Raw genomic sequence first — 13,608 nt, 5'->3', positions numbered from 1 at the left:
AATAGGCGGCAAGCGTGAGCAATCAACACCAAGCATTTTGGTTTAACGATGCATTAACATCATGTGAAATACCCAACATACCTATTTTACAAGGAAAAATTACAGCCGATGTCTGTATTATAGGTGGTGGATATACGGGATTGTGGACAGCAATAAAAATCAAGCAGCAAGACCCTACCTTACAGGTTGTTATTGTTGAAAAAGGGGTATGCGGACAAGGTGCATCTGGCCGTAATGGTGGTTGTATGCTGACTTTTTCAACTAAATTTGCTTCATTAATACAATTATTTGGTATTAATGAAGCAAAGCGCTTGGTACAAGCGTCAGAACAAGCAGTGTTTGATATTGCTAACTTTTGTAAACAGCACCATATTAATGCGGATATACGAACTGATGGTGCCATTTATACAGCAACAAATTCAGCACAACAATCAATAGTGACACAACCACTTCCTCTACTAAAAGCCCACAATATAAACCGATGGCAACAGAAAACAAAAGACTACTTATCCCAAGTAACAGGATCAAAACATGCCATTAGTGGCATTGAATCACCTGCTGCTGGTAGTCTTCACCCAGGGAAACTTGTATTAGGGCTGGTTAAACATGCCTTATCGATGGGTATTTTCATTTATCAACAAAGCCCTTATCTATCGCATAAAGCTACAGAACAGAACATTCAGGTAAAAACCCCTCAAGGGGAAATAATATCTGAAAAATTAGTGTTTGCTGTTAATGCTTGGATGGGACAATTATTTAACGACTTTAACCGTTATTACACCTTAGTATCTTCTGATATGGTGATCACCAAACCCATGCCTAAATTATTAGCAAATGTGGGACTAGACCATGGTAAAGCGATCGCAGATTCACGTATTTTTGTGCATTATTATCGAAGCACGCCCGATGGCCGTTTAATGTTAGGTAAAGGCGGGAACCTCTTTGCATTTAACAACCGAATGTTGCCGGCGTTTGATCAACCAAGCCGTTACCAACAACAATTAACCAATGCATTTAAACAGTTTTTCCCTCGTTTGCCTTGTGATTTCACCACAAGTTGGACTGGTGCATCTGATCGTTCCACCACGGGCTTACCTTTTTTTGGCACTCTGGCAGGTCAAAAAAATGTGTATTATGGGTTAGGTTATTCGGGTAATGGCGTTGTGCAAAGTTATCTTGGCGGCGATATTTTATCTTCTATGATATTAGGTATCGATAATGAATGGACCCGTTCACCGATGGCGAAAGGCCCTATTTCTAAATTTCCACCAGAACCCATCCGTTATCTAGGAGCACAATTAGTCAAGCGCTCGATTATGCGTAAAGAACAAGCAGAAGCGCTAGAACAGCAGCCAACGTGGTTTGATATTCAGTTAGCAAAATTCGCTGCAGCTGCAGGCAAAGCTGATAAATAAGAGCAGATGATGAACGAGCGTAAAATAATGTCGACTATTCACGACATTGAACAATTATTCACAGAGTATGGGCATTTACACTATGGTGAACAATGCAGTCAACTCATCCATGCGGTAAGCTGCGCATGGCATGCACAGCAAGATAATGCCAGTGCCACTTTAATCACCGCAGCACTACTGCATGACATTGGTCATTTTATCGCAGACAAGCAGAAATTTACGGGTGTTGATGACTTCGGTCATAAAGAGCATGCCAGCATAGGGGCAAACTGGCTTAAAGATCGCGGTTTTCCTGCTAGCGTTTATCAGCCAATTCGTTATCATGTTCAAGCGAAACGATATTTAGTGACGTTAATTAACCAAAACGAAAAAACGGCTCACTTGTCTTTAGCAAGTCAACACACATTGCAGCAACAAGGTGGAAAAATGTCGAACGACGAACTGAAAGACTTTGAACGTCTCGCTTGTTTTTCTACAGCATTGACGTTAAGACAATATGACGATTTAGGTAAGCCAAACTTGCATGTTTCACTAAAAAGCTTCACCACGCTTAAGCCTTGGCTACCTTTGATCATCCAAGTTCTTAAAGAAGAAGTAGGCACAAGTTCAACATTGGAGTACAACAGGTAAATGTTACTTTACCAAGAAATTCGCGATTATTTGTTTACATTAATTGCACAAGACAACACCTTGAAGAAATTACCTTCAGAGCGTGAATTACAGGGGCATTTTAATTCAACGCGAATTACCGTTAGAGAAGCACTCATGCGGTTAGAAGTGGAAGGCATAATTTATCGACAAAACAGAAAAGGCTGGTTTATTTGCCCTCCCAGATTAGAATGGAACCCAGTTAATAAAGTAAATTTTTATCAATTAGCCAAAGAACAAAGCTTTGATGCAGATACTCGTTTAGTATCCATTGATTGCTCTGCGCTTGTCGGTGAAAAATCTCAAGCCATAACGTCGGCATTTTCCTTAAATAGTCATGCTGAATTTTATCAAATTTGTCGTGTTCGCTCTTTAGATGATCGACCTGTGATGGTGGAAGAAATTTATTGCCAAGCTGAGCATTTCCATGGTTTAGCAGAAAAAGAGTTAACAGGTTCAATTACTGCTATATTCAAGGATGATTACAATGTTAATGTGACTGCTGAACGTAGCAGTATCCATGTAACCGCCTTACCTGAAAGCGTCGCCAAATTATTACATTTAAACAGTGGCGCATCATGTTTAAAAATAATTCGCCAACGCTTTTCACAGCACAAAGCGTTAGTAGACTATAACATTGAATATTGGGTACATGGCGCCATAGAAATTAAAGTTGATAGTTATTAAAAATCAGCGATAAGGTGAAATTTTCGCCTTATCGTGAATAATAATTACCAATACATAGCTTTTTCTATTGCATTAAGTAGTTTGGAAATATCCTCAGGATACACCTCTCCAATATTACCGATTCTAAAGCAATCAGCATTTGAAACTTTACCAGGATAAATAACAAACCCTTCTGCCTTTAATCGTTGATAAAACGATTTAAAATTGTAACGTTCAGACGTTGGCGAGATGAACGAAGTGATAATCGGTGATTGCATTTCATCAGGTAGTAAGGTACTAAAGCCCAACTTGCGCATACCATCAACTAATACTCTCTGATTTTTTTCATACCTTTCAGCACGTTGATTGATTCCACCTTCTTGTTGAAGTTCAAGCAAAGCTTGATAAAAGGCTCTGACAACATGGGTAGGAGAAGTAAAACGCCATTTACCATTTGAGGTTTGCATGGTGTGCCATTGATCATACAGATCTAAACTGAGTGAATGTGCCTTTCCTTTGCACTGTTCCATCAGTGTTTGTTTTGCAATAATAAACCCAAAGCCTGGCACACCTTGAATACATTTATTTGCAGAACTGATCATAAAGCCAATATCTAATTCACCAATGTCAAATGTTAAGCCTCCAAAGCTAGACATGGCATCCAAAATAAACACCAGATTCTGTTCTTGGCACAATTGCGCAACTTGCTTTATAGGATTCAACATACCTGTAGTTGTTTCACAATGCACCATTGCTAAATGCGTAACATTACCATCTTCGATGATACGTTTTTTAATGTCGGCTACATCAGGCATTTCTGTTTCTGAAAAGGAAACCACGGTATGATTTATACCCGCTAACGTGCAAATTTCCGCCATACGAAGGCCGTAAGCGCCATTGTCAATAATAAGCACTTTGTCATGCTCACTAATTGCGCTTCCAAGCACCGATTCAACTGATGCGGTACCACTTCCTTGCATTAAAGTACAAGTATAACCTGCTTTCTTAGTTGCTAGTTCAACTAAGCTTTTTCTGATACTTTCAACAATTTCAATATTGTAATCATCGTCCCAAGTACACCAGTCTCTCAGCATAGCCTGCTTAACTGACGTAGATGTAGTCAAGGGGCCTGGTGTCAGAAGTAAATAATGTTCCATCTTTAGATCTCAAGGTTGTTTATTTTGGTCTAGACCAGATAATAATGGAGCGTTATAGAGGAAACAAGCTGTGTAGGATAAATTTCATTAAATTGTCATATACAGACCGACTTACACCTACGTGTAACAATCTCAGTAATGGAAAAATTAATGCTTTGAGCATGAGAAATCGGTTCAACAGACCTTAGTTAATAGAGGCTTCAGTACGTAATAGTAATGTGTATATTTTTTTAAGCTCTGTTGGTGTGTACCCTGTCCACTTTTTGATCGCGCGACGAAAGTTCGTTGGATCTGAAATATCCATAACCGATGCGCTTTGCTCATTATTTAAGTCTCGTACTAATAAACATTCAATCGCTAAATGTTTACGCATTTCATGATGTAATTGCCTATAGCTCACAGTCAATTCGTTAAGTTTACGTTTAACCGTAGCAGGACTTGTATTTAATGTACGTGCGATATCTGGCAAGGTGATATCCGGTGTTGATTTAAATTGAAGGCGAATAAGTTCTAGTAGTGTCGGTTGAAATACATATTCAGCTTTTGCTTGGTGAACGGCATGCCACTTCCGTAGATCATTACGTTGTTTATTTTGCAGTTTCAACCACGATAGGTCGAACGCAATAAATGCGGTAGGTTGTGAAAATTGAATGTCAAAACCGAGGTTTTCTTCATATTCTTGTATATAGCTAGGTTGCGGCCACTCAAAACCAAAATGGAAAGGAAGTTTACGCCCAATTAACTGCTGGCTAAGGCTGACAAGGGCTGTTATGAATATTTCAGTAATAAAAGGTGTGAGTTTATTAAGGCCAAATTTTTGTCTTAGTAAAAAATACCCCCTACTTTTTTCTTTGATAAAGCTGGCACCGATAAAAGGGGTGAAAATATGCTCAAATATCCCTATTAAACGGAAAACTTCTTCAATATTTCGGCTATATTGAATCGCCTGCAAAACACTATTTTGCTGGTTCGCGATTAACTGATGGCCAATTTGAAATGCACAATCATAACCTGGCGTCATCTTTTGGGCGTGAGCGAATAGAAGCAATAATTGTTTTGCGCTGGCTTGTCGCCCTTCGACAATATCAGCAATAAAAATTCCTGTCCCCCTTAGCAATTTTTGTGGATCCACGCCTCTGGCACCACAAACTTCAATAATAGGCGTCGCAAAATGCTGTAATGGAAAACACTTATCTTGATAACTTAAATAAGTCGTTTTACTCATGCTGCATCAACCACCTGATGCATAGAGCCACTCTTCTGATCTAGTTGAGTATTTATTTTTTTCAGTTGTACCTGTAAATCATCCGTGGGAGTTAAAATTAACGAAGCAGTTCTAATGCTTTGAAAAATTGCCATATTATGTTCATTACAACGAAACGCAACATGCTCAATACTGCGTTCAACTTGCTTAGCTATATCTTCAGCGAAAGCATTATCTGCATCAGGTAAAAGTGCAATAAAACGGTCGCCAGCATAACGACATACTAAATCAGAAGGTCGTAAATTCATTAAAATCAGATGTGCGATTTCATGTAAAAAACGATCACCTTCTCGATTTCCTAACTGTGCATTCAATTGCGTGAAATTATTAATATCAAGCGCAATAATCGCAGCCGTTTGTTTTTGTTGTTGAAGGCCTAAAACACGTTCACGCCAATAATCCGCTCGATATAATTGTGTAATAATGTCTATTTTTTCTACCGCACGGTATTGCAGCTCTCGACGTTGTAATTGTTTATTTAAAGCCACCTGTTCTAAGTGCCAATAATAAAGAGCGGCCGTCATTATAATCATACCGACAGCAGCAGGAAATGACTCTACCACTGAAAGCCAATTCGCACTTGGATGGTATGCAAAAAATTCATCGAGTACGTCCAATAAACTAGAAAACATAAAACAAGCAAGACCAAGCACAAGTAAACGAGTGACCTTACCAGGTGGTCTACTCACTAAAGCAGCAACAAGCCAAAAGGTCGTCAGCAATGTTACGCTACCTTCACCAATAATATCGGTCCATTTATAATCAGATTCTACTTTAGGCTCACCTAAATATAGGCTCAACCATATTGGAATCATTAAACATATGAAAAAAAAGGCCAGTAAGCCTCGATGACGAAAAATCAAAGAAACATTCATTTCGTTCACTTTATTCTTGGTTGATAAAAGTTCGAGTGTAAACGCTGTTAACATGAACCACTCAATTTTTGCAGGTCAGTTTAGCTCACACAAATAAAGAAAACGGTTAAAGTTTAATGACAACAACATAGTTAGTTGTTAATACATCATAAAAATCAATAGATTAACCAAAGGTACAATTGGCTCTAAAAAGTATTAAACAGGCCTAAATTATGCGGTATTGAGTTAAATTCAGCGGCCTTCCGAAAGGTCCGTAACCAAACTGTCATTTTCACTTCCTATATTGTCGGCAACTTAAAAACAACACAATAACTGGGAACATACAATGAAAGCCAAACTTTCTGTTTTAGCGCTTGCCTGTGCAGCAGCGCTTTCAGCGAATGCTTTTGCTGAGCAATTATCATCAACCATTGTTGGTAAGGTGACAGACTCAGCCAATAGCCGAGTTTTTGCTGGCGCAAGCATCGAAATTGAAGAACTTAACGTAAAAACTCAAACCAACTTAAGTGGTAGTTTTAATTTTAAACAATTACCCGTTGGCCAGTACACACTAAAAGTGACTTATGTCGGCGCAAAACCGTTAATTAAAGTGATTAATGTAACAGCCGGCGACAATGCACCACTAACACTAACCTTATCAAATACAGGTATAGAAGAAGTGTACGTGCGAGCACAACGTTCAGGTCAAGCAAGTGCTATTAACCAAAAGCGTGTGGCTGACAGCATTCGTTCGATCGTGTCAGCAGACGCTATCGGTCAATTTCCCGATCAAAATGCCGCTGAATCTTTGCAACGTTTACCAGGCTTGTCGATTGAAAGAGATCAAGGTGAAGGACGCTTTGTCGGTATTCGCGGTATAGACCCTAACCTGAATAATGTCACAATTAATGGTTTGAATGTTCCTTCACCTGAGGGTGGCGTTCGTTCAGTAGCACTTGATGTTATTCCATCAGAGCTAATCCAAACACTGGCTGTTTCGAAATCTGTTACTGCCGATATGGACGGCGACGCTATAGGTGGTACCGTGGAAGTGCGTAGTGTTAGTGCCTTTGATCGTAATGGCGATAGCGCTACCATCAGCGGCCAACTCAGCCAAAATAACTTACGTGATGACAATAGCCCCAAATTATCTGGCAGTTTCACTCGTCTTTTCAATGATACGCTAGGTGTTGCAGCTGCAGTGTCTTGGCAAAATCGCGAGTTTGGATCTGACAATATCGAGTCGAATGGTGAAGATGAAGTAGAACAACGTTTTTATGATATCACACGTGAACGCCTTGGCAGTGCCGTCAATATTGATTATCGCCCAGACTTTAATCATTCTTACTTTCTTCGCACTATGTACAGCAAATTCTCAGACGATGAATTTCGCTTAGCGAATACTTTTACCTTCGATGAAGAAGACTCTGAAATTGTCGCAGATACTAAAGATAGAAAAGAAACTCAAACCATATTAAGTGTCGCCGCTGGCGGTGAACATATTATTGATTTATGGAACGTAGATTATCAATTTGGCTATGCAAAGTCTGATGAAAATGAACCAAGTGCACTTTATTATGACTTTGTAACTGAAAACAGCAGCATAAGTGCCGACTTAGAGACTCAAATTCCCATCGTGAATCAAGATAGCTCAGCGACAGATTTGTCACTTTATGAATTAGATGAAGTCGCATTTGAAGATAATCAAGCAGAAGATACAGAAGTAAGCGTTAAGTTTGACCTTAGCCGCCAAGTCTCTTTTGGCCAATATATTGGTGAGGTCAAAACGGGTGCTAAATACCGTCGTCGTGAAAAAACAGCAGATGCAAACATTGCTATTTTTGATGGCGACTTTGATGACCTGTTAGGTAGTGACTTTCAAGGAAAATCACCCGATTGGGGTTTAGGTCAATTTGGCCCGGCTCTTAGTCGTGAAGCGTTGCGCCTTTATTTTAACGATAATCGTAGCTCATTATCACGAGCTGAACTCGACTCTGAATTAGAATCTAACGGCGCCTCTTATGTCTCAAATGAAGATATTTTTGCCGCCTATTTAATGACAAAAGTCGATATAGATAAATTGCGCATTGTTGCGGGTTTACGTTACGAAAATACCGATTTCAGTACTCAAGGGATGCGTGTAGAACTCATTGAAGATGAAATATCAGATATTGAACAAGTGGTTAATACCGATTGGCACGTCGACAAAGATTATTCACATTTACTGCCTAGCATAAACTTACGTTATGAGTTTTCAGATAAGCTCATCGCACGGGCGGCCTTTAGCGAAACAATTTCTCGTCCTAATTTTGAAGATGCAGCAGCCTTTCAAATTATTGAAAGTAAAACAGAAGAAGACGATGGTGACATCGTAACTGAGCGCGAAGCAGAGGTGGGTAACCCTGACTTAAAGCCATACGAATCAACCAACCTTGATTTCACTGTCGAATACTACCCAGGCCATATTGGCATTATGTCGGCAGGAATATTCTATAAAGAAATTGATAACTTCGTTGTATTCGCAGATGTATCTGACACACCTGCATGGCAAGGTTTTGACGAAGTAATACAGCCAATAAATGGTGAAAGCGCCAACTTAAAAGGTATTGAGTTATCTTGGGTAAAAGCCTTTGACAATGGCTTATTACTGGCTGCAAACGGTACATTTTCTGATTCCGATGCGGTTACTTTTTTAAATGGCGAACGTTACGAAACACGTTTACCTAATCAATCAGACACTATCATGAATTTCACTTTGGGTTATGAAACTGACACAGTAAATCTACGCTTAACCATGGCACATAAAAGTGAAAATTTTGAAGAAATTGATGGTGAAATGTTGCGTATGGAAGACGAACATCAACAACTTGATTTCACTTCAAAATATTATCTAAACGAACAAATCACACTGTATTTTAATATTGTTAATTTAACCAATGAACCATTCTATAACTATTTTGATAAACGAAATAGAAATGCGCAATATGAAGAATATGGCCGAACTTTAGAGCTTGGCTTTCGTTGGCAAATGTAATTGTTAACTGTTTATAAAATTCTAGGATCTGTTGATTTTTCGTGTTTATTTTTGCAGCAGTTTATGGGTATTTAGACAAGGTATTGCGATTAAAAGTGTGGTTATTCCACATGAGAGAGCAATAACGACGTATAAATAACATAAAACGCTGCCCTCGGGGTTCAACTAAATTTAATCTCGAAAGATCAACAGACCCTAAAGGGCTTAGCCCCTTTTTACTTTTTGAGAGAAGAAATGAAAAACGTTATTTTTAGTGTATTGTTCCTATTAAGCCTTAGTGCCTATGCCGATGTGTATAACAGTGAACATTACCAGCGCAACCATATAGCGCAACTTGCTGCATTTGAAAAAGGTCAACACTTTTTTGTGTTAGGCGACTGGGGACGAAACGGCCACTTCTATCAACGTGATGTTGCAAAATGGATGGACATCGCCGCTTATCAAATTGATCCTGATTTTATCACAACGACAGGCGATAATTTTTATGATAATGGTATAGCTTCAATACAGGATCCTTACTGGGTAACCGCCTTTGAGAATATTTATCATGGCCCACATTTATTCGTTGATTGGTATCCAACGCTAGGAAACCATGACTATCGTGGCAACTGGCAAGCACAAATTGATTACTCTGACGTTAGCCGTCGCTGGCAAATGCCTGAGCAATACTACGCGAAAACCACCGTATTGAAGGACGGTACAGAAATCCTTTACTTATTCATTGATACTAGCCCATTGAACCCCGCTTATAAAAACGAAGCTAAGTATGCTGAAACACAGAAGCAGGATGCGGCAAAACAGCTACACTGGATAGCCCAACAGCTTGCTACGACGACCGCCGATTGGAAAGTAGTCATCGGCCATCATCCACTCTACTCAAGCGGTAAACGTTTTGGAAAAACCAGTGAAATTCAGCAAGTACTGGAACCAATATTAGAAAAGTATCAGGTAGATGCATATTTCGCAGGTCACGAACATGACATGCAACACAATAAACCACAACATACTACCGTTGATCATTTCATTTCTGGTGGCGGCTCAGAGGTGCGACCCGTTGCGCAACGAAAATTCACTAAATTTGCAAAAGCCACAGGTGGATTTGCTGCTGTAGCCATAAATAAAAAAGCACTTTTAGTCCAGTTTATCGATCATCAAGGCAAAATTATCTACCGTTATCAACGTAATAAGGCACTATAATCATGGCAAGTTACATAAAGTTTTTTTATACGCTATGCATATTATCTTTTGTGCTGTTAATCACGCCTCATTGTTTATCAGCTGAGCAAAATAATTGGGCTAAAAGCTCTCAGTTCTTCACAAAAATTGCTAAATCAAATAGTAACACTCACTACTTTTTAGCCATTAATGAGTCTCAAGGTATTGCTTTATTAGATGAAAACTATCAAGCATTGAGTATTATTTCACGAAACGCTGAACATTTAGATTTTCGATGGTTACCGTCTCAAAATAGCGAGGGTATCATAGCAACACTCGATGTTGATAGCGGTGAGATACTGCTAATAAGTGTTAATCTCAATACCCCGTTGTTAACCATTAAACAACAATTTAAGCCTTTAATGACTTCATTCGAAGCAATGTGTTTACAAAGAAATCGTTCACAAATCGATTTATTTACTGTCGATTCCCAAGGAATAGCAACACATTACAACGTATATAATAAAAGTCGCTTGTTAGCCCCCATTGAGATAAATCAATTCGCTGTTGGGCCTAATATTAACGCTTGTGCAGTTGATGATCAGCAACAAACACTACTAATAGCAGAAGAAAACATTGGGGTGTGGCAATACTCCACAGATCCTGAGCATGAAGTTGTACGTGAACTGATAGCCTTACCACAAGGGTTAGAAGTCGAGTATATTGACACTACCTCAGAAGGTGATATTGCTATAGTTTCCCCTGATGTAAATACATTTTGGTATTATCATAGTAGAAACCAAATACTTATCGAAAAGCCTTTACCCAAGGACATTTCACCAAAAACGATACAGCTGTATCGTAACGGCGATAAGTTACAGGCATTTATGTTTGATGACAAAAGTAGCTCAATTGTTGCATCGCAGTGGCACACTATCATGCCACCTGTTTTACACGAAACAGACGTTATTGAATCATTGACACCTTTCGCACAAACACAACCCGTAAACGCTTATGGTGATGCGGCAGACGACCCCGCAATTTGGGTAAATAGTGAAAATTCAGCGCAAAGTATCATCTTTACAACCGATAAAAAGTTTGGCTTAAATACTTATGATCTAACAGGAAAACGTAAACAAAGCATCCCTATTGGTCGTATTAATAATATTGATATTCGATACGATATACAATTTGCAGGTAAACGTGTTGATATCGCGGCTGCAAGTAATCGCACCACTAATAGCATCAGCCTTTTTGCCATAGATAAAACAACGGGACACGCTACCTTTATTAACGACATTAAAACTGATTTAACAGATCCTTATGGCTTATGTATGAGCAACATAAATGAACAGGTCTCTGTTTGGATTAATGATACTGATGGCCGCTTTCAGCAATATCAACTAAGCTTCGATTCACCTATGATAAAAGGCAAAAAGGTGACGGAATGGCGTGTACCTTCTCAACCTGAGGGGTGTGTAGTTGATGATAAAACAGCGCGGTTATTTTATGGTGAAGAAGCAACGGGTGTTTGGCTAAAACACATCGGCTCAACGCAAAAGAGCGAGTTCATTATTGGTTTAAATAGCGGTGTAAAGGCTGATATTGAAGGTATGGGGCTATATACAGTTGCCGGTAACCATTACTTGATTGTATCTAGCCAAGGAAATAACCGTTACGCTGTTTATGCTATTAATCAAAACAACAGCTTTTTGGGCGTATTTCGTATTTCAGCAGATCTAAACAATCAGATAGATGGTGCATCGGAAACCGATGGATTAGCTGTTACTAGCGTCGCTTTGGGTAGTCAACATCCAGATGGGTTACTTGTCGTGCAAGATGGTCATAATGTTATGCCAAAAAGGCCGCAAAACTTCAAATTTGTAGATGGGTCATTACTTAAAAAGTGGATAAACTCAAAAGTAGCTGCTCAGTAAAACAGGGCTAATACCAACTCAATTAAGTATTTAGTCACTTAGCGAGAGTTAAAAGGGTAGTATCAATATTTGATACTACCCTTTTATAACACGTTTACTTGTTATTCTGCGCCAATAGTTAATGAATATTTTTCAATTAACGAGTACAGCGTTGGTCTTGTAACCCCCAACAGTTCAGCGCATTTAGACATATTTCCTTCAGTCAACGCATGTGCTTTTTGAATCGCAATAGATTCTGCTTGTTCACGTACTTTGCGTAAGTTTAAATCTAACTGTAATGCTTGTCCGTCATGATCAAAAAAGCCTAAATCAATTGCGGTGACTTGTGTGCCTGTTGCCATGATCACAGAGCTTTTTACTTTATTTTGTAACTCACGAATATTGCCTGGCCATCTATGATGTCTGATTGCATCTAACGCATCATCAGCAAAGCTTTTTACGTTAGATTTATACTCTTGCGCATAGCGTTGCAGAAAAAACTGAGCCAATATTAAGGTGTCTTCCTCGCGCTCTCTCAATGGCGGAATATTTAAGGTAATTTCACTCACCCGATAAAACAGATCTTCACGAAACTGTTTTTCAGCAACCATTTCTTCAAGGTTTTGATTCGTCGCACATACCACACGTACATCAACGTCTATCTCTTGTCGACCACCTAATCGTTCTATTTTCTTTTCTTGTAGGAACCGCAAGAGTTTCGCTTGCAAGTTAAAGGGCATGTCACCAATTTCGTCTAAAAAGAGGGTGCCGCCTTCTGCACATTCAATTTTACCTTTTGTGGTGCGTACTGCTCCAGTAAAAGCTCCTTTTTCAAAACCAAACAACTCGCTTTCTAGGAGTGTTTCAGGAATTGACGCACAGTTAATCGCAATAAAAGGCTTTTTGCTACGTTCGCTAGCAATATGTATCGCGTTGGCGGTGACTTCTTTACCGGTACCACTTTCACCTAATAATAAGGCCGTAATTTGCGTTGGAGCGATACGTTTAACCATGGTACGTAATCGTTCAATACTGCTGCTATTGCCAACAATACCAATGTCATTACCACCAACAGCCCGCATTAGACGGTTTTCTTCTTCTATCGACGCCACACTAAATGCGCGAGCAACAATCACGTTAATAACTTCTGGCTCTATCGGCTTTTGATAAAAATCATATGCTCCCATTGAAATCGCTTTAAGGGCATTTTCTCGATCATCATTGCCAGTAATAACAATTACTTTAGTATGCGGCGCTATACGCAATATTTCATCTAATGCCGCTAACCCTTCTGATGCATTTGCAGCATCAGGCGGTAGGCCTAAATCTAATGTCACAACTTTAGGTTCATGGCGACGTACAGCTGCTATCGCGCTTTCACGATCCGCTGCTAAAATTGATTCGTAATCAGACAAGCTCCATTTTAATTGTTTTTGTATTCCTTTATCATCATCGACGATTAGTAGCTTTTCCATGAAATAAATCCTTGCTCTTCCTGT

10 protein-coding genes are annotated in these 13,608 nt (G+C 39.2%); 6 read left to right on the top strand and 4 right to left on the bottom strand.

From position 1 onward, the window contains the following. The first annotated feature begins 14 nt into the window (after window positions 1-14). Genes QUE72_RS00885 through QUE72_RS00875 form a run of 3 tightly spaced genes read left to right on the top strand, consistent with a single transcriptional unit; the run spans window position 15 to window position 2,750 of the window. A complete protein-coding gene (locus QUE72_RS00885; RefSeq protein WP_286270943.1) occupies window positions 15-1,415 on the top strand; it encodes an FAD-dependent oxidoreductase in 1,401 nt (466 codons plus the stop codon). A gap of 27 nt (window positions 1,416-1,442) precedes the next feature. Continuing rightward, window positions 1,443-2,045, top strand: coding sequence for an HD domain-containing protein (locus QUE72_RS00880; RefSeq protein WP_175573088.1), 603 nt, complete (start codon window positions 1,443-1,445; stop codon window positions 2,043-2,045). Then, window positions 2,046-2,750: a UTRA domain-containing protein gene (locus tag QUE72_RS00875; RefSeq protein ID WP_286270941.1), complete on the top strand. Its 705-nt coding sequence runs from the start codon at window positions 2,046-2,048 to the stop codon at window positions 2,748-2,750. A 44-nt stretch (window positions 2,751-2,794) separates the two neighbouring features. Here QUE72_RS00875 and phnW read toward each other — a convergent pair whose 3' ends face one another. The 3 genes from phnW to QUE72_RS00860 all read right to left on the bottom strand — a co-directional run bounded on the left by phnW (window position 2,795) and on the right by QUE72_RS00860 (window position 6,079). Continuing rightward, complete coding sequence (gene phnW / locus QUE72_RS00870; RefSeq protein ID WP_074497571.1) at window positions 2,795-3,886, bottom strand: 2-aminoethylphosphonate--pyruvate transaminase; 1,092 nt, start codon at window positions 3,884-3,886, stop codon at window positions 2,795-2,797. Between the two features lie 184 nt (window positions 3,887-4,070). Further along, a complete protein-coding gene (locus tag QUE72_RS00865; RefSeq protein WP_074497568.1) occupies window positions 4,071-5,111 on the bottom strand; it encodes an AraC family transcriptional regulator in 1,041 nt (346 codons plus the stop codon). Further along, window positions 5,108-6,079, bottom strand: a complete 972-nt coding sequence (locus QUE72_RS00860; protein ID WP_286270940.1) for a GGDEF domain-containing protein — start codon at window positions 6,077-6,079, stop codon at window positions 5,108-5,110. Before QUE72_RS00860 ends, QUE72_RS00865 begins: the two co-directional genes overlap by 4 nt. 271 nt (window positions 6,080-6,350) lie before the next feature. Here QUE72_RS00860 and QUE72_RS00855 point away from each other — a divergent pair, with 271 nt between their 5' ends. From QUE72_RS00855 to QUE72_RS00845, 3 genes are all read left to right on the top strand, one after another. Beyond that, window positions 6,351-9,038, top strand: coding sequence for a TonB-dependent receptor (locus QUE72_RS00855; RefSeq protein WP_286270939.1), 2,688 nt, complete (start codon window positions 6,351-6,353; stop codon window positions 9,036-9,038). A gap of 234 nt (window positions 9,039-9,272) precedes the next feature. Beyond that, window positions 9,273-10,235 carry a metallophosphoesterase gene (locus QUE72_RS00850; RefSeq protein WP_286270938.1) on the top strand — a complete coding sequence of 321 codons (963 nt, stop codon included), beginning with the start codon at window positions 9,273-9,275 and terminating at the stop codon, window positions 10,233-10,235. 2 nt (window positions 10,236-10,237) lie between these two features. Further along, complete coding sequence (locus tag QUE72_RS00845; protein WP_286270937.1) at window positions 10,238-12,130, top strand: phytase; 1,893 nt, start codon at window positions 10,238-10,240, stop codon at window positions 12,128-12,130. A 101-nt stretch (window positions 12,131-12,231) separates the two neighbouring features. Here QUE72_RS00845 and prsR read toward each other — a convergent pair whose 3' ends face one another. After that, window positions 12,232-13,584, bottom strand: coding sequence for a PEP-CTERM-box response regulator transcription factor (gene prsR / locus QUE72_RS00840; protein WP_074497555.1), 1,353 nt, complete (start codon window positions 13,582-13,584; stop codon window positions 12,232-12,234). Window positions 13,585-13,608 lie beyond the last annotated feature (24 nt).

It is taken from the genome of Thalassotalea hakodatensis (assembly GCF_030295995.1).
Lineage (GTDB): Bacteria > Pseudomonadota > Gammaproteobacteria > Enterobacterales > Alteromonadaceae > Thalassotalea_C > Thalassotalea_C hakodatensis.
Note: the sequence above shows the minus strand (reverse complement) of the source record. Positions and strands in the feature narration are given on the sequence as shown.